Here is a 16,847-nt window from a genome sequence, read left to right as displayed (position 1 = left end):
TCATTGGATGGTGCGCCAGGACTGCTCCTCGACGAGTTCGCGGCTCCGCCAGCCGTCGGCGGTGCGCAGCATCCGGTGGTGATACCAGCCCCCGCCCTGGATCAGCCCCTTGCTGTCGGCGGAGACCAGTTCGCGCGAGGGAGCGAGAGTGTCGGCGAACGCCGCGCTCACGCGGGCCTCGCCGGCCTCGAAGGCGATCCTCGTGGCGCCGATCAGGTGCAGCCGTCCGGGCCAGTTGGCCAGGACGTCGGCGAGCCAGATCTTGGCCTCGGCCCGCGTGCCGCGGATGCCGCCCGCCGTCTGGTAGTCGATCACCGCGTCAGGGGTGAACACCTCGTCGAGCAGGTCCCAGTCCCCCGAGTCGATGGCGTAGGCGTAGCGGGCCAGCACCTCGGCGATCTGGAGGCGGTCGGCGATCTCGCGGTCGTCCATACGGCGATCCAACCAAACGCTTGCTACAAACGCCAGCCGGTTCAGTGCGCGTGGGCGTACTCGTCGCGCCGGCGCAGCATCACCAGCAGCATGAGCGGGAACATCGCCACGTGCGCGGCCATCATCAGCCCCATCCCGTCGACGACCCCCAGCCACAGCAGCGGGAACAGCGGCACGACCGGCACGAACATGGCGGCGCACATCTCCAGCGTGCCGGCCCACCCGTGACCCCGGAAGCGCATCCAGACGGCCATGCCAACGGACATGTCGAACGCCATGAGCAGGTAGGCCGGCTCGGGATCCCGGTCGTACGACAGACCGAGCCCGACGGCGTCGAACAGGAAGCCGAGCACGAACATCCCGACGAACATCGCGATGACCATCTCCACGTAATGCCAGGCGAATCGGCCCCATGATCTCTGTGTCATGCGCCGACTGTCCCACCCCGCGTCTCCCCGCCAAAAGGCGGGCAAATCGACAGGTCCGGAAACTTGGGGTCCCGGTCCTTCCGACGTAGGGTCTGGCCATGACCGTACGGCGGATCATCGTCATCGGATACGCGGCGGCGGAGCTGCTCGACATCGCCTGCATCACCAGCTCCCTGGTGACGGCCAACCACCACGCCCGCCGCCCCCTGTACGAAGTGCGGCTCGCCACCCTCGGCGGCAACCCCATCACCTGTGGCACCGGACTGACGCTGCAGGCCCAGGAAGTCCTCGAACGCGTCACCGGCCCCCTCGACACGGTCGTCGTCGTCGGCGGCATCGGCCACCAGGAGGCGGCGGAGAACCGGCCGATCCTGGCGCACCTGCGACGCCTCGCCCGCGAGAGCCGCCGCGTCGCGTCGGTGTGCACGGGAGCCGGCATCCTGGCCGCGACGGGCCTGCTGGACGGCCGGCGCGTGACCACGCACTGGGAGTGGGCGCGCGACCTCGCGGTCCGGCACCCCTCGGTGACCTTCGACCCCGACCCCATCTTCATCCGCGACGGCAACGTCATCACGGCGGCCGGCGTCACCAGCGCTCTCGACCTCACGCTGGCCTTCATCGAGGACGACCACGGCGCGGACCTGGCCAGGAAGGTCGCCCGCACCCTGGTGACCTACCTGCAACGGCCCGGCAACCAGGCGCAGATGAGCATCTTCACCGGCGCGCCGGCGGGCGAGGACAAGCTGGTCAGACAGGTGACCGAGTACGTCACCAGCCACCTGGCCGCCGACCTGACCACCGCCACGCTGGCGGCCGAGGCCGGGGTGAGCGAGCGGCACCTGACCCGGCTGTTCATCAAGGACCTGGGACAGACGCCCGGCCGGTTCGTCCGGCAGGCCCGTACGGAGGCGGCCGCCCACCTGCTGGCCTCGACCACCCTGCCCATGGCCGGCGTGGCGGCCCGCTGCGGCTTCGGCACGGCCGAGACGCTGCGGCAGGCGTTCGTGGACCGCTACGGGATCCCGCCGTCGCGCTACCGGCTGACGCAGCGATCGGCGTGAGTACTCCTACTCATCTGCCTTGAACGTGAAGCTGGTCGGCGGGCTGAAGGACGGGTCCGGCACGCCGTACACGAGCGAGATCTGCTCGTGCGCCTTGATCACGATGCTCGCCGGGTCGCCGGTGAACGGCTTGCCGTCGACCTGAGTGGTGAGCACCTTGCCGTTGCCGGTCCGCAGCGCGCCGATCTGGTTCGCCGAGAGGGTGACGCCCCACTGCTTGAAGATCTGGCCGAGGGTGTAGACCTCGCCCTTGGCGCGGGACTCGACGTGGATCACGCCGCGGCCGTCATGGGTGTGTACGGGGGTCATGTCCTCCCCCTCGATCCCGATGTTGGCCGGGACCGCCACCTCCCTGCCGTCCACGAAGAGGCTCAGATGGGCGTGGTAGTGCTCGGCGGTGCCCATCGGCCCGGCGGTGAGACCGGCGGCCTTCATCCCGGGGGCCGGGTCGTCCGGGATGGACCAGGGCGGCGTCCCGCCGTACGGCTGGGCGGGCTTGGCCGAGACGGTCTGGAAGATGCCGTACCCGGCCGCGGCCAGGGCGACCAGCGCGACGGCCGAGCCGATCCCCGCGGTCACCCACCTGCGGCGGCCCGGCTCTTCGATGACCGGCGGCTCGGCGGGGCGTTGCTGGGATTCCGGCGTCTCAATCGTGGACATGGGCGCTCCTGGGCAACATGCGGCTTTGCGACCTTCAGCTCATCATCCGCGAAAGAGGATCAGCGCAGATGACCCCGCCACCGGCCGGATGTGGCCGTGCTTTACGGCCAGCGGAGTCACCTGGCCGTTGAATCGCCACGAAAGGCACATCGGGGTCATCCTCTCCCCCGAAACCGGCTTCAACGCCCCCGATAGCGGCGAGAACCATCCAACAAAGGGTCCACGACGTTCAGAGGGCCGCAGGGCCCCTCGGGGAGGCACACGGATGCCGATCAAGGTCACCGTCTGGAGCGAGAACTACCACGAGCCACGCGAGGAGGACGTACGCCTGCGCTACCCGGAGGGCATTCACGGCGCGATCGCCGCCGGCCTGACCGAGCGGCTCGGCGACCGCGTACAGGTGCGCACCGCGATCCTGGAGGAACCGGAGCACGGGCTGTCCGAGAAGGTTCTCGCCGAGACCGACGTGCTCACCTGGTGGGGGCACATGGCCCACGAGGAGGTGTCCGACGAGGTCGTCGAGCGGGTGCATCAGCGCGTGCTCGGCGGGATGGGCCTGCTGGTGCTGCACTCGGGCCACTACTCGAAGATCTTCCGCAAACTGATGGGCACCACCTGCTCGCTCACCTGGCGCGACGCGGCCGAGCGCGAGCTGGTCTGGACGGTCGCCCCCGGCCACCCCATCGCCGAGGGCGTACCGCGGCCGCTGGTCATCGGTGAGCAGGAGACGTACGGCGAGCCGTTCGGCATCCCGGAGCCCGACGAGCTGGTCTTCGTCAGCAATTTCAGCGGCGGCGAGGTCTTCCGCAGCGGCTGCTGCTACCGCCGGGGCCTGGGCCGGGTCTTCTACTTCAGCCCCGGCGACCAGGGGCACCCGGTCTACCACCACCCCGACGTACGGCGCGTGCTGGCCAACGCGGTGCTGTGGGCCGCCCCCGCGTCCGGCGTCGGCGACCCTCTGCGGAACGCCCACACCCCCATCACCTGGTAGGAGCCGCATGACCTTCATAACCCTCGATGAGGACCGTCCTCTGCGGGCCGTGGTCGTCGGCGCCGGGTACATCGGCGGCCAATGGGCACCCGAACTGCTCGCCCATCCCGGCACCGAACTGGTCGGCTGGGTGGACGTGGCCGAGGAGCGCGCCCGCGCCTCCGCCGCCGTCCTGGGCCTGGACGGGCTGCCCGTCAGCGCCTCCCTCACCGCCGTGCTCGACGGCGAGGAGCCCGACTTCATCGTCAACTGCACCGTCCCCGGGGCTCATCGCGAGGTCACCGTCACCGCCCTGGAGCGCGGCGTGTCGGTGCTCAGCGAGAAGCCCATGTCGATCACGCTCGACGAGGCGCGGAGCATGGTGAGCGCGGCGGACCGGGCGCGGCGGCTGTTCGCGGTCAACCAGAACCGCCGCTTCCTGCCGAACCTGGTGGCCTTCCGCAGGACGGTGGCCGAGCTCGGGCCGCTCGGACTGCTGACCTCGGAGTTCTTCATGCCGTACAAGGGGCCGCCGTTCCTGGACACGCTGGAGCACCCGCTGTTACAGGACATGGCGATCCACCTGTTCGACGCGGCCCGCGCGGTGTCGGGGGCCGATCCGGTCAGCGTCTACTGCGAGTCGTTCCGGCCGGCGTGGACCTGGTATCCCGGTGCCTGCTCCGCCACGGCGATCTTCGAGATGACCGGCGGGCTCCGCTACACGTTCACGGGGAGCTGGTCCGCTCCCGGCCAGGCGACGTCCTGGACCGGCAGCTGGCGGGCCGCCGGCACGCACGGCACGGCGCGCTGGGACGGCGAACGGCGGCCGACGGTGGAAGGGGCCAATGGCCACAAGGTACGCAGACATCCACCCGAACCGGACCGGTACCCGGGGCGGGCCCGGTTCAGCGGGCTGGCGGAAGGGCTGGAGGAGTTCCTGGCCGGGCTGCGTACTGGGCGGCCGCCGCAGGGTGAGTGCCACGACAACATCCGAAGCCTGGCCATGGTGACGGCCGCCCTGGAGTCGGCCCGCACGGGGGCCCGGGTGCCGGTGGGCTTCGACGTCTGAGGGGCGCGTGGGTCAGGTCCGCGACAGCGGGTTGGGCAGCCGGGCCCAGCGGTCGCCGGTGGGGCCGCCTTCGAACTGCATCACCGTGTGCGCCTTGACAGGGAGCTCCGGGCCGAACAGCGCTGCCCGGTCGGCACGGGTGTCGGCGGTGGCGGGCAGGTCGTCGAACACCTGACCGGCCACCGCCGCCACCACCGCCCACAGCCGCTCCTCCACCTCCCGGTCGCCCTGCCCGAGAGCCGAGACGAGACTGCTGAAGGTGGTGCCGACGAGCGAGCCGAACAGCTTGGCGTGCAGCTCGTCCGGATCGTCGGTGATGAGGCGAGCGCTGAGCGGGGGCGGCGTAAGGCCGTTGCGGCGCAGGCGCGCGGGGCTGACCCGTATGTCGGCCAGGTCCCGGTAGACCAGGCGGATCGGGCGACCGTGACGGTCCAGGACGACCAGGAGGTTCTGCCCATGCGCCTCCAGCGTCACGCCGTACACCAGCAGCCCCAGCGCCGCCTCCAACGCCTGCCGCGCGAACTCCCCCAGCCACTCCACGGCCGCACCCAGGCGTGGACCGCCGGACAGAGACTGGACGACGCCGTGGATCAAGGGCGGGCCGCCGGACGTGGGCCGGACGATGAGGGCCGCCACGGGAAGCACCGTCTCGCCCGCGCCCGCGTACTCAGTCGGCGACTCGCGCACCAGGACCGCCAGGTCGGCGCTGGGCTCGCCATCCACCACCGCGCAGGCGGCGGCCAGATTGCGGGTGATCCGCAGCGGCCCGCCCAGCCGCCGGGCCAGATGCACCAGCATGGCCGAGAGCGGCGCGCTGTCCCGGATCGAGCCCGGCGAGATGTCCCGTACGTTGGACGTCAGCCGCGTGGAGAACGCCGTCTTGAAATGCGGCCCGCCGCCGACGGGCGCGAGTGTACGTACGCAGATCAGCGGCCGGGCCGCTATCCCGCCGGCCACGAACGGCCGGAACCCCAGCTCCGGCAGCACATGCCTGCTCTGCCACGGATGGGCGGGCAGCAGCAGCCGGTCACCGTCGCGCAGCCAGTCGGGCCAGGCCCCGATGACCACGCACCGCGACGCCGGCACCGCCACCAGATCCAGATCGACGACGGGCCGGTGCTCGGGCATGTACGCCAACTGCTCCGCCAGCGACACCCCGGGCCGGTTACGACAGGACGGATGGTACGGATGCCCGTCCACCACACTCTGCTCGAACCACTCCAGCGACCCCTCCTCCGCCTCGGTCCCCAGCCCCAGCCTGGCTCCGGCACGCGCGAGCGCCAGGGAGGCGACGCTGCGGTCCAGATCGGCGCCGAAGCGCTCCGATCCCGGCAGCCCGAGCGCGGCCAGCAGTTCGCCCGGCCGCGGGTAAGCCCGCCCGTCCAGCAGCACCGCCGAGTCCTCCCCCGCCCCCAGGTCGTACGCCATGCGGCTGGGCCCGGTGAGCAGACGCCCATCGGCCAACCGGACCCGCCCGGCCGCGCTCTCACGCCAGGCCCCGCCGTCGTGCCTGGCCACGCCGTCCTGCCTGACCGCGCCCTCGCGCCCGTCCGGGCCCTCCCGCCCGGCCAACCCGGGCACCGGCTCGTACAGCAGCCCCCGCCAGAGCAGGCCCAGGATGGTGGCCCGCGCCCCCGGCAGCGCCTCGGCGTAGGCGGCGGCCAGACCGGGACGGACCTGTGCCAGCTTTGCGGCAAATTCCGCTTCTGCCCGACCTTGAGGGGGATCCTCCACTTCAATACTCATAACGGGTAGTTACCCCGTGTATGACCACCGATACGAGTGGTGAGGGATCCGCGATGGCGCACCATCCCGAGGGGCCGGACGCGGCACAGGTGACCGTCGCCGACGCTCTCACGATGACGGCTCTCCTCAACTGCCTGGTCCGCGAAGTGGTCAGCCCCGAGTGCGGCCAGAACGACGGCCACCGGACCTACCGTCTGCCCACGACCGGACACCTGCTGCGCGTGCGCGCCGGACGCTACCCCGGCCACCCCGCCCTGTACACGCCCGGTGGCTGGCTCCCCCTGTCCCTGGACCGCCTGGTGGCGCTGACCGCCGAGGAGCTGACCGCGTACACCGGCGTGTCCAACGACACCCTCGCGGGCGAGATCCGCCACAGCAGGGACGTCGTCGCCACTCTGCTGTCCACCCGGCGCACCCCCACGTCGAACACCCGACCGTTCATCGAGCCCACCGAGCTGTTCCTGCGGTCCGAGCAGGCCCTGGTCGCCGGGCACCGCTACCACCCGGCTCCCAAGGCCCGTGGCGGCCTCGGTCCGGACGCCTGGCTCCCCTACGCGCCCGAGGCCCGCGCCCGCTTCCCGCTGATCCTGCTCGGGCTGGCGCCCGAGATCGTGCTGGAGGAGGGCGACGCCACCGCGCTGGACGCCCTTGGACCGCCGCCGCCCGATGGCGGCCTCCTGCTGCCCGCCCACCCCTGGCAACTGGAGCTGCTGGGCGGCCACACCGCCCTGCGGGACGGACGGCTGCAGAACCTGGGCGAGACCGCCGCCGTTCGGGACGGCCGACTGCGCTATCTCGGCGAAACCACCGCCATGGCCGTGCCCACCTCTTCGCTGCGCACCGTGTACCTGCCCGACGTGGACCTGTTCTGCAAGTTCAGTCTCGACGTCCGGATCACGAACGACGTCCGCCGCCTCTGGGCCCGCGACCTGCGCCAACTCACCTCGGTCGACCGCCGGCTGCGGGAGGTCTTCGACGACCTGCCCGCCCACCTGCCGAGACCGTCCGTACTCTCCGACCGGGGCTACCGCACCGTGAACCTCGGCGATGGCGACGGCGGCGAGGCGCTGGCGGTGGTCGTGCGCGACGGCCTGGGGGCGCACCTGCGGCCCGGCCTGACGGCGCTGCTGGCGGCGGGTGTCAGCGAGGGCTTTCCCGGCAACCCGCTCGACGGCCTCGACGAGGACCGGGCGCTCGCCTGGTGGCAGGGCTACCTGGAGCACGTCGTCCCACCGGTCCTGCACGCGTACCTGCGTCACGGTGTGGTCCTGGAGTGCCACCTGCAGAACGTACTGATCGGCGTGGACGCCACCGGCGCCCCGGCGCAGGTGATCTTCCGTGACCACGAGGGTGTCAAGCTGGTCGCTGACCGGCACCCGGACACGACACCGGGCGTCAGCGCGGCCTACGGCTGGGAGCGGCTGGTCTACTGCCTGGTGACCAACAATCTCTGGGAGATCGCCGGCGCGATCGAGGAGCGTCACCCGGGCCTCGGCGGCGAGCTGTGGGCGCGGGCCAGAGATCTGCTCGCCGGGTACGCGGCGGACCACCTGGAGGTCCGCACCCTGCTGGCCGCCGGCCACGTGCCCGCCAAGGCCAACCTGCTGCTGCGCTGGCTCGGCGCCGACGGCGGCGAGATGCGCTGCGTGCCCGTCCCCAACCCGCTGCTCGCCCGTCCCCAACCCCCGCTGCGTGCCCGTCCCTACTGACCCCTCTGCGTGCCCGTCCCCAGCCATCTGGGGGCCAGTAGCCGGTCGGCACAGAAACCGTGACCATGGTCATCGCTATTAGTAACCGAATAGCTACTGTCAGTGACAGTGCCAGGTAGATAGACATGGGCGTGACCGACATCATCTCTGAAAGGAGAAGGTCATGTACACACCAGCCGCGTACGAGCCGCCGGCCCTGGCCGAAGTCGGCGATTTCGCCGACCTGACGCGTGGTTTCCCGTCAGGCTTCGTCCTTGATTGGGCCCCCCAGCCGTTCCAGTGGTTCTCCGGCTGACGGGCGGGAGCATCGGTGCTAGGTGAGATGTGGTTCGCCGTCCTCCCCGACGGTGAAGCCGGTCTTGCCGCGGCAGGCGTGCTGCTTCCTGGAGCCAGTCAGGTGATCGACCACGCCTCCGGGCGGCCGTGGTTGATCGGGGACTGGCCCGGCCACCAGATCCGTCTGGCGGCGGCGGGAGCGGCACGGGTGGCGGTGATCGGGCGCTGCCCGGTCACCGCCACTGACCTGGCCCTGCGGCTGGCCCGGATACCCGACGTCGAGCGGATCGAGCAGGTCGTCGCGGGGCTGACGGGCAGCTTCCACCTGGTCGCCTCGATCGACGGCAGGGTCGCGGTGCGGGGCACCGCCTCGGCCGTCCGCCGCGTCTTCCATGCCCGCGTACGCGGTGTGACCGTGGCCGCCAGCCGTTCCGACGTGCTCGCGTGGGCGACCGGCGGGCGGATCGACGAGCGGGTGCTGGCCACGCGGCTGCTGCCGAGCGGGGTGGTCGGCCCGTTGCAGGACCTCGGTGTGTGGCGCGACGTCAGCTGCCTGCCGCCCGACCGTACGCTGCTGATCGAGCCCACCGGCATGACCGGCATCCGCACCTGGTGGCACCCACCCGAACCGGCCCTGCCCCTGGCTGAGGGGGCGACGGCGCTCCGCGAGGCGCTGACCGGCGCCGTGGACGCGTGCACCGCCGACGGCGGCACCATCAGCGCCGACCTGTCCGGCGGCATCGACTCCACCAGCCTCTGCTTCCTGGCCGCCCGCGGCCGGGCAAGCCTGATCACCGTGCACTGCGAGGGCATGGACCCCGGCAACGACGACCCGGCCTGGGCTTTCCGCGCGGCCACCGGCCTGCCGGATGCGACGCACCACGTCATCGGCAGCGACGAGCTCCCGCTGTGGTTCGCCGGGCTGACCGAGCCCCAGCCGTCGATGGAGGAACCCTCCGGCTGGGTACGCGACGCGGCACGGCTGGCCGACCTGGCCTGGCGGCTGAGCACCGCCGGTTCCCGGCTGCACCTGATGGGGGTCGGCGGCGACGAGCTGTTCTCGGCACTTCCGCCCTATCTTCACGACCTGGTCAGAGACCGGCCGTTCACGGCGCCCGCGCACCTGCGCGCCCGCCGGGCCCGCTGGCGCAGCTCCTGGTGGCGGATGCTGCGGGCACTGGCCGACCGCACCGACCACCCGGCCTGGCTGGAGCGCTGCGTCACCGACTTGAGCACCACGCCCGCGGCCGCGGACCCCTACTCGATGGCCTGGGGACCGCCGCTGCGCATGCCGCCCTGGGCCACCGCCTGCGCCGTGCACGCGGCCCGCGACGTACTGGCCGGGATCGCCGCCGCGCGCCCGGCGCCGCTGTCGCCGCTACGAGCCCAGCACCAGACCCTGCTCTACGCGCGCACCGGCGGGGCCGGGCTGCGCCAGATCGACCAGGCCACCTCCCGCCTGGGTCTCCCGTACGCCGCGCCGTACCTGGACGACGCCGTGATCGAGGCCGCCCTGTCCGTACGCCCGGAGGAGCGCGCCGGCCTCGGCCGTTACAAGCCGCTGCTGGCGGCCTCGATGGACGGCGTCGTGCCGGCCGAGATGCTCGAGCGCTCGACCAAGGGCGAGTACGGCGCCGACTTCTACGCCGGCTGGCGGCGCCATCGTGACAGCGTGCTGGAGCTGTTCGAGGCGTCGGAGCTCGGCCGGCTCGGGCTGATCGACACCGGCGCCCTGCGTGCCGCCCTGCTCGGCGTGCACCCGCGGCCGCACGTCATGGAACCCCTGTCGCAGACGCTCGCCTGCGAGATATGGCTGCGCTCACTGACCCCACACCGGATGCCGGCCATGACCACGGGAGACTCCTGATGCCCTTCAGCCTGCGCGGCGGCGTGTCCGCCGCGCACTCCATCGACGGCATGGTGCTGCTCGACGAGCACACCGGCCGCTACTGGCAGCTCAACGCCACCGCCACGCTGGTCCTGCGCGCCCTGCTCTGCGGCGCCTCTCCGGGCGAGGTGTCCAAGAGGCTGACCGGCAACCACCCGGGGCTGTCCGTCGAGCAGGCGGACCGCGACGTCGCCGACCTGCTGGCGGCCCTGCGCCGAGCCGGACTGGTGATGCCGTGAGCCACCCGATGACCTCCGAGTCACGCGCTCGGGTTTCGCCGGCCAGGACATCGGCGGCGCTCCTTGCCGTCGCCGCGGCCCGGCCACTGGCCGGGCTCAGGCCGTACCGCATCCGGCGCGTCCTGGGGGTGATCCGGCGCGGCGCCGTCGCCGCCACCGCCGCGCAGGCCCTGGCCGCCAGGGACGACGTGGTCGCTGTGAGCGCGCGCTGCGCCGGGCCCGCCTGCCTGCAGCGCTCGCTGGCGACGGCCATCCTGTGCCGGCTCCGGGGCACCTGGCCCACCTGGTGCGCGGGGGTGCGCGTGGAGCCGTTCCGCGCGCACGCCTGGGTACAGGTGAACGGGCAGCCCGTCGGCGAGCCCTACCCGGCCGGCTACTACCGGCCGATCATGACCGTCGCGGCCCCCCCGACCGCCCCATGAGGCCGGGGGCGATCCACACCCGCTCGCTGCGCAAGTCCTACCAGGGCATGCGCGCTGTGTGCGGGATCAGCCTGAACGTCGAGGCCGGGGAGATGTTCGGCTTCCTCGGGCCCAACGGGGCCGGCAAGTCCACCATGATCTCGATGCTGTCGACGCTGCTGCGGCCCAGCGGCGGCCGGGCCCTCGTCGCGGGCATAGACGTGCGCGACGACCCGAAGGAAGTACGCCGGCGCATCGGGCTGGTCTTCCAGGAGCCGACCGTCGACGCCGACCTGACCGTCCGCGAGAACCTCGCCTTCCACGCCACCCTCTACGGCCTGGGCAAGCACGACGCGCGCCGCCGCGTGGCCGAGGCCGCGGACCTCGTGGGCCTGACCGGCCGCGGCGACACGCTGGTACGCACCCTGTCCGACAGCATGAGACGCCTGCTGGAGATCGCCCGCGGGCTGCTGCACGAGCCGGGGGTGCTGTTCCTCGACGAACCCACGGTCGGCCTGGACCCGCAGGCCCGCGCGGAGATCTGGGAGCACCTGCGCGAGCTGCGCCATCGCCGGGCCATCACCGTGTTCCTGACCACCCACCACCTGGAGGAGGCCGAATACTGCGACCACATCGCCATGGTCGACCGGGGCCGGGTGGTCGCCGACGACTCACCGGCCGCGCTGAAGCGACTGATCGGCACCGACCGCATCCATCTGCGCACCGGCGACGACCAGGCCGCGGCCGCCACGCTGTCCGACTATCTGGGCCTGTCCAGCGCGTGGGGGCCTGACGGCCTGTACGTCCAGGTGACCGACGCGGCCACCGCCATCCCCTGGGTGTGCACCGTGCTGCGGGTGCCCGTCCACTCGATCGAGGTACGCCGTCCCAGCCTCGACGAGGTGTTCCTGCGCTACACCGGCCGGACCTTGGACGGCGCGGCACGTCCGGGGGTGTGGCCGTGACCGTGGACGCCCGTCCCTCCCTCTGGTCACGTCTCCTGCGCCGGCTCTGGTGGGAGACGCGGGCCGCCCACGTGGTGTGGCAGCGCGAACTGCTCCACTATGTCCGCAACCCCGCCCGTCTGATCATGACCCTGGTCCAGCCGGTCGTGTACCTGCTGGTCCTCGGCACCGGGCTCAGCGCCATGCTCCCGGGCGGTGACGGCTATCTCACCTACCTGTTTCCCGGCGTACTGCTGATGACCGTCCAGGCGCCCGCCATCGCCATCGGCGCCTCCGTCGCGGTCGACCGCGAGGCGGGCTTCCTCAGGGAGATGCTGGTCGCGCCCGTCCATCGGGTGAGCCTGCTGGCGGGCCGGTGCGCGGGCGCCGCCACGGTGGCCACCTGTCAGGGCGTGTTCGTCCTGGGTCTGGCGGGGGTGGCGCACATCCCGTACGCGCCTGAGCTGATGCTCGCCCTGGTCGCCGAGATGGCGCTGATCGCGTTCGCCATGACCGCGTTCGTCGCTCTGCTGGCCGTGGTCATCTCCCCGACACCGTCCTTCCACGCGGCACTGGGGTGCGCGCTGACGCCGCTGGTGTTCCTGTCGGGCGCGCTGTTCCCGATCGCGGGCCTGCCGGGCTGGTTGACCGCTCTCATGATGGCCAACCCGCTCACTTACGTGATCGACCTGCTCCGGCGGACCATCGCCCCCTACCTCGCGCGGCCGGAGCCCGCCGCCGTCCACTCGCCCGTCCTCATGGAGCTCGCCGTCACCGCCGGGGTCGGCCTGCTCTCCCTCCTCCTGGCCGCCCGCCGCCTCTCCCGCCCGCACTGAGGCCGTCCAGAGACCCCAGCCCGACGGACCGTCTTCCTCCCCTCCCCGAAAGGGGGTCCCTCCAGAGAGACATTGCGGTCCCTACACCAGGCCGACCATGAACCCCTCGTCGCGGATCCCCAGGTAGGCCGCGGGACGATATTGCCGCATCGCCCGCTCGATGACCGGAATGTACTTGGGGTTGGAGCCAAGGGGCAGCCGGTAACCGTTCTTGACCGTGTGGAACTCCCACAGGTGCTCCAGTTCCGGGTGGCGAGCGCGAAACCCAGGGTCGGCCGGGAAGAGATCCAGGCGCACCATCACCTTGCGCATGATGTAGTCGGCGAGCTTGACCCGGCGCTGCTGGGTGCGCGAGATGCCCACTCCCGACAGCTCGGCCCACGGCGCCGACCACGGCCTGCCCTGGGGATCGTCCCAGCGCACGCCATAACCGTCGAAGACCAGCCGGCGAGGGCGGCTGAGCTTGCGCCACGTGATGATCGGGAGGGCCCCGATGGCCAGGAACAGCAGCCCGAACAGCACGGCGACGACAGTGGTCCCGGCGCCGCCCCTGACCTGGCCGGTGAGTGACGACACGATCGTGATGAGCCCGATGACCCCGGCCACGGAGCCGCCGATCAACGCCTTCGTCTTGGCGTCCCCGCCGACGTCGATCACCACGGGAGGCGGGGCGAAGGCGGGGGGTTGCTGCTGCGGGGGATACGGGGCGTTGAACTGCTGCTGGTGGTGGGGTGGATACGGTGGCTGTTGCGGCGGCCGGTACGTCATGAAAAGTCAGGCTAGTTCGGGCGACCAGACCCTCCGCGACGCTTCACCGTTTTGCGAAGCGAGTTCGAGCAGGTTCAGCAGCTCCGGGTGGCGAACGCCAGGAACTGCGTCGTCTCCTCGGCGGAGAAGTTGTCGTCGGACCCGATCACCAGCGTGCACTCGCCCGTGCGCAGCCGTGGTCCCCAGGCGAGGCTCTCCAGGTTCTGTACCGGCGTCCGGATGTCATCGAGGTCGGTGACCAGGCGCTTGGAGACCGCCCGGTAGGGCCCGCCGGTCGTCAGGCTGTTCCTGGCCAGCACGTTCGTGGCTCCACGCAGGTCGATCTCGTACAGCTTCACCCGGTAACCGACGCCTTCGAGCCAGGTGCGTTCCAGAGCCAGGAACCGGTTCTCGTCGATCGCCAGGAGCTCCGAGACCCCGCTGTCGGACTGCCCGGTCGGCGGGACAGGAGCGGTGGGCAGGGGGTCGACAGGGTAGACGTACTGGGCGCTGGGCTTGCTCCTGAAGCGGCTCCATACGGTGAGGCGGGCCGCCGCGCCGTGCTCGACGGTCGGCGGCTCCCCGTCCTCGAAACGCGGGCCTTCGGTGGCGGTCGTGATCGTGCGCGAGGTGATGGCCAGGCCCTCGATGCCGAAGTTGCGCCTGGGCCCGGTGTCCGTGCCGGTCATGCGCAGGTTGGCGGGCATCGACAGCTCGCCGATCTGCTGTCCCTGGACGTCGGCCCGGTGGACGTACAGGCCGGACGGCGGGATGTCCGGGTGCCCCGCGTCCGGACGGTCGCCTTCGTCACCCCACAGCAGCCGGTCGGTCCACCGGTCGTAGCGGATGGTCTCCGGATCGGCGGACCCGGGCTCGCCGTACGGCGGGTAGGTGCTCCCGTCGGGGCGCAGGAAGGTGTTGACACCGGTGAGGTGCACGCCGGTGAACGCGCCGGTCCTCCAGTCGAAGGCGAGTCGCCCGGTGTAGAAGCGGGCCGGGCCGTAGCGCCCGCGGTCGTCGGAGATGAGGTACCAGGTGCCGGTGAGCGGGTCGCGATCGAGTCCGGACAGGCCACCGACCGTGGTGCCGGCGTAGGACATCTTGTACGGCAGCCGCTGTTCGCCGAGGAAACGGGTGATCTCGACGGGCTGCGGTGAGGCACTCGCCGCCGTGGCTGCGGGCACGGCGGCGAGGCCGATCGTGACCGCGACGGCCGCGGCGATGCCCACTATTCTCCGCATTCATCTCTCCCCACTCGGCGACACCGGCGGGGATATGAGATCGCGAATTCATCGGAAAGTCCACACGAATTATTAACGGCGATTCAGCCGCGATCAGCGAGAAAAGTGCTCACATGATGGCGAGTTGCCCGCCGTCGATGACCAGCTCGGTGCCGTGGATGAAGGCCGCGTCGTCCGAGGCCAGGAAGGCGTATCCGGCCGCGACCTCCTCGGCCAGCCCGGCCCGGCCGAGCGGGATGTGGTCACGCTCGTACGCCGATACGAAATCGTCCGCCAGCCCGGCTGAGATGGTGGAATTCAATGGAGTCTTGATATATCCGGGACAAAGGGAATTGACGCGAATGCCGTGCTTTCCAAGCTCCACGGCCATGGTCTTGGAGAGCAGCAGCACGCCACCCTTGGAGGCGTTGTAATGCGCGTAGTCGGCCTCGCCGCCGAGCCCGTTCGTGGACGACATGTTGAGGATCACTCCGCCGGCGCCGCGCGCCACCAGATGCCTGGCCACGGCCTGGGCGACCAGGAACATCCCCCGCAGGTTCACCGACACGATCCGGTCCCAGTGGTCGGGCGTGATCTCCAGGAAGGGCTCGCGCCAGGCGATGCCCGCGTTGTTGATCAGGACGTCGATCCCGCCCAGTGTCGCGATCGCGCCGTCCACCAGCCGGGCGACGTCGCCCTCCGAGCTGATGTCGCCCGCCAGCCCGTGCACCTCGCCCAGCGGAGCCAGCTCGGTCACCGCCTGGTCCACCTCGGCTTCGTCGAGGCCGCCGAGGACGACCCGGGCGCCCTCCTCCAGGAACCGGCGCGCGGTGGCGGCGCCGATGCCGCTGCTGCCACCACTGATCAGCACCCGCTTCCCTGCCAGTCCACGCATGAGGCCCTCCACTGTCGCGACTCGGCTCCGAACGTAGCATTGGTTCCGCTATGCGCACGAGCATTCTGCTATTCGGAAAGGTCCGCAGGTTCCACGAGCCCCTGGCGCCTGCTCATGAACCGCAGGTAGCCCGGAACAGCGTTCTGTTTCACGGAAAGGTGGCCCCACCCCCGACGGGGCCACCTCGCCCGGCTACCTACAGGGCTTGTAGGGCAGATCCTTGAGGGAGTAGTCGGTCGCCTTCTTGATGGCGTTGACGTTGAGCGTGGCCGCCTTGCTGCAGAAGCCGGACGGCGAGGTCAGATACTCCACCTGGAACACCGGCTTGCCCGCCCGGATGAACGGCGTCAGCTCCCCGCACTCGTCGAACTCGAAGCACTGCTCGTTGACCGCGTAGTCGAAGTCGCCCACCAGGTCGGACACCTGGGAGAGGTCGTTCTTCAGCGCCACCGACAGGCCCTTGGCGTGACCCAGGGCGGCCAGGGCCCGGTTGAAGATGAGCTGGGTGGCCGGGGTGACCGTCCAGCCGGTGACCGACTTGCCCTCCTCGTGCGCGTTCACCACGTCGAACTCGACGCCGTCGAACCCGGCCTGGGCGCACTTGTCGACCCGGGCCGCCATCATCGTCAGCAGGAAGTCCCGCTGGCCCTTGTCGTTGTTGATGTTGGCCCAGCGCTCGTTCGGGAACTCCTCGCTGAACGGCTTGCCCAGCAGGGAATTGCCGTGGCTGTTGTCCCAGTCGACGAACGCCTGGTAGTCGGGCCGGTACTCCTCGATCGAGCCGGCGTCGACGTAGCAGATCGCCTTGGCACCCTTCGCGTGGATGGCCGAGACGGCGGCGGTGTTGAGCGTGGTGTTGTTGCCCACCACATCGGCGTCCGCGTAGAGGTCGATGTCGAACACCGTCGGCTTCACGCAGGCGCCCCCGGTCTGCGGGACCTGGCAGATGTCGACGTTGACGCCGCCGGTGGCGGGGTAGGCGGAGTTGCCCTGGAGCTGGTACTGCCAGCGGCTCTGCAGCGGGGGCTTCCAGATCGCCGCACGAGCGTCGGCGGTAGGAGCGGCCGTGGCGGCGGCGGCCGATTCGGCTGCGCCGAGGACCGCCACCGGCGCGATGACCAGCGCCGCGGCCACGGCGGACCGGGTGAAGAACGATCGGAGGTTGACCATACTCACACCTTCTATTCCGAATGATGGAATGCTATTCCGGCCTCAAGGAAATAGGGCAAGATCATACGTTGTCAATCTTGTCTCGATGTCGAGAATTCCTCACAAAAGGCGTGCAACGCCCACCAGGCGGTTCTCCCCAGAGCTTTCCGCATAACG

Annotated in this window: 18 protein-coding genes; 10 read left to right on the top strand and 8 right to left on the bottom strand. The window is 70.9% G+C overall.

Annotation, left to right across the window (positions count from 1 at the left end; translation table 11 throughout):
- Positions 1–432, bottom strand: a complete 432-nt coding sequence (locus ACGFJ2_RS21500) for a nuclear transport factor 2 family protein (RefSeq protein ID WP_357939024.1) — start codon at positions 430–432, stop codon at positions 1–3.
- Positions 433–473: 41 nt separating this feature from the next.
- Positions 474–860 carry a hypothetical protein gene (locus tag ACGFJ2_RS21495; RefSeq protein WP_393470734.1) on the bottom strand — a complete coding sequence of 129 codons (387 nt, stop codon included), beginning with the start codon at positions 858–860 and terminating at the stop codon, positions 474–476.
- Between the two features lie 98 nt (positions 861–958).
- Between ACGFJ2_RS21495 and ACGFJ2_RS21490 the strand changes: the two genes are divergently transcribed.
- Positions 959–1,921 carry a GlxA family transcriptional regulator gene (locus ACGFJ2_RS21490; protein WP_393470731.1) on the top strand — a complete coding sequence of 321 codons (963 nt, stop codon included), beginning with the start codon at positions 959–961 and terminating at the stop codon, positions 1,919–1,921.
- 6 nt (positions 1,922–1,927) lie between these two features.
- On the opposite strand, the gene ACGFJ2_RS21485 is transcribed toward ACGFJ2_RS21490, so the two are convergent.
- A complete protein-coding gene (locus ACGFJ2_RS21485; RefSeq protein ID WP_357939018.1) occupies positions 1,928–2,581 on the bottom strand; it encodes a hypothetical protein in 654 nt (217 codons plus the stop codon).
- 265 nt (positions 2,582–2,846) lie between these two features.
- Between ACGFJ2_RS21485 and ACGFJ2_RS21480 the strand changes: the two genes are divergently transcribed.
- Both ACGFJ2_RS21480 and ACGFJ2_RS21475 read left to right on the top strand, forming a co-directional pair.
- Positions 2,847–3,572, top strand: coding sequence for a ThuA domain-containing protein (locus tag ACGFJ2_RS21480; RefSeq protein WP_357939016.1), 726 nt, complete (start codon positions 2,847–2,849; stop codon positions 3,570–3,572).
- Between the two features lie 7 nt (positions 3,573–3,579).
- A complete protein-coding gene (locus ACGFJ2_RS21475) occupies positions 3,580–4,620 on the top strand; it encodes a Gfo/Idh/MocA family protein (protein ID WP_393470728.1) in 1,041 nt (346 codons plus the stop codon).
- A 12-nt stretch (positions 4,621–4,632) separates the two neighbouring features.
- On the opposite strand, the gene ACGFJ2_RS21470 is transcribed toward ACGFJ2_RS21475, so the two are convergent.
- Complete coding sequence (locus ACGFJ2_RS21470; protein WP_393470726.1) at positions 4,633–6,366, bottom strand: IucA/IucC family protein; 1,734 nt, start codon at positions 6,364–6,366, stop codon at positions 4,633–4,635.
- Between the two features lie 53 nt (positions 6,367–6,419).
- On the opposite strand from ACGFJ2_RS21470, the gene ACGFJ2_RS21465 reads away from it, so the two are divergent.
- The 7 genes from ACGFJ2_RS21465 to ACGFJ2_RS21435 all read left to right on the top strand — a co-directional run bounded on the left by ACGFJ2_RS21465 (position 6,420) and on the right by ACGFJ2_RS21435 (position 12,659).
- A complete protein-coding gene (locus ACGFJ2_RS21465) occupies positions 6,420–8,075 on the top strand; it encodes an IucA/IucC family protein (RefSeq protein WP_393470723.1) in 1,656 nt (551 codons plus the stop codon).
- Positions 8,076–8,238: 163 nt separating this feature from the next.
- Complete coding sequence (locus tag ACGFJ2_RS21460) at positions 8,239–8,370, top strand: lasso RiPP family leader peptide-containing protein (RefSeq protein WP_357939008.1); 132 nt, start codon at positions 8,239–8,241, stop codon at positions 8,368–8,370.
- A 15-nt stretch (positions 8,371–8,385) separates the two neighbouring features.
- Positions 8,386–10,218: an asparagine synthase-related protein gene (locus tag ACGFJ2_RS21455; RefSeq protein ID WP_357939006.1), complete on the top strand. Its 1,833-nt coding sequence runs from the start codon at positions 8,386–8,388 to the stop codon at positions 10,216–10,218.
- Positions 10,218–10,478, top strand: coding sequence for a lasso peptide biosynthesis PqqD family chaperone (locus ACGFJ2_RS21450; RefSeq protein WP_357939004.1), 261 nt, complete (start codon positions 10,218–10,220; stop codon positions 10,476–10,478). The genes ACGFJ2_RS21455 and ACGFJ2_RS21450 overlap by 1 nt, the downstream gene beginning before the upstream one ends.
- Positions 10,475–10,900, top strand: a complete 426-nt coding sequence (locus ACGFJ2_RS21445; protein ID WP_358176070.1) for a lasso peptide biosynthesis B2 protein — start codon at positions 10,475–10,477, stop codon at positions 10,898–10,900. Before ACGFJ2_RS21450 ends, ACGFJ2_RS21445 begins: the two co-directional genes overlap by 4 nt.
- Positions 10,897–11,844 (top strand): ABC transporter ATP-binding protein, encoded by a 948-nt coding sequence (locus tag ACGFJ2_RS21440; RefSeq protein ID WP_357939000.1) that lies wholly within the window; start codon positions 10,897–10,899, stop codon positions 11,842–11,844. The genes ACGFJ2_RS21445 and ACGFJ2_RS21440 overlap by 4 nt, the downstream gene beginning before the upstream one ends.
- The gene (locus ACGFJ2_RS21435; RefSeq protein WP_357938998.1) at positions 11,841–12,659 is read left to right on the top strand and encodes an ABC transporter permease; all 819 of its coding nucleotides are present in this window, start codon (positions 11,841–11,843) and stop codon (positions 12,657–12,659) included. The genes ACGFJ2_RS21440 and ACGFJ2_RS21435 overlap by 4 nt, the downstream gene beginning before the upstream one ends.
- Before the next feature lie 81 nt (positions 12,660–12,740).
- Here ACGFJ2_RS21435 and ACGFJ2_RS21430 read toward each other — a convergent pair whose 3' ends face one another.
- From ACGFJ2_RS21430 to ACGFJ2_RS21415, 4 genes are all read right to left on the bottom strand, one after another.
- Positions 12,741–13,427 (bottom strand): hypothetical protein, encoded by a 687-nt coding sequence (locus ACGFJ2_RS21430; RefSeq protein ID WP_393470716.1) that lies wholly within the window; start codon positions 13,425–13,427, stop codon positions 12,741–12,743.
- A 74-nt stretch (positions 13,428–13,501) separates the two neighbouring features.
- Positions 13,502–14,647 (bottom strand): esterase-like activity of phytase family protein, encoded by a 1,146-nt coding sequence (locus tag ACGFJ2_RS21425; protein WP_393470713.1) that lies wholly within the window; start codon positions 14,645–14,647, stop codon positions 13,502–13,504.
- Between the two features lie 109 nt (positions 14,648–14,756).
- A complete protein-coding gene (locus tag ACGFJ2_RS21420; RefSeq protein WP_357938992.1) occupies positions 14,757–15,521 on the bottom strand; it encodes an SDR family oxidoreductase in 765 nt (254 codons plus the stop codon).
- A gap of 192 nt (positions 15,522–15,713) precedes the next feature.
- The gene (locus ACGFJ2_RS21415; protein WP_393470709.1) at positions 15,714–16,691 is read right to left on the bottom strand and encodes an endo alpha-1,4 polygalactosaminidase; all 978 of its coding nucleotides are present in this window, start codon (positions 16,689–16,691) and stop codon (positions 15,714–15,716) included.
- Positions 16,692–16,847 lie beyond the last annotated feature (156 nt).

Source organism: Nonomuraea sp. NPDC049028, from assembly GCF_043197735.1.
Taxonomy (GTDB): Bacteria; Actinomycetota; Actinomycetes; order Streptosporangiales; family Streptosporangiaceae; genus Nonomuraea.
The sequence above is the reverse complement of the archived record's forward strand: the minus strand, read 5'-3'. Positions and strand labels throughout refer to the sequence as shown.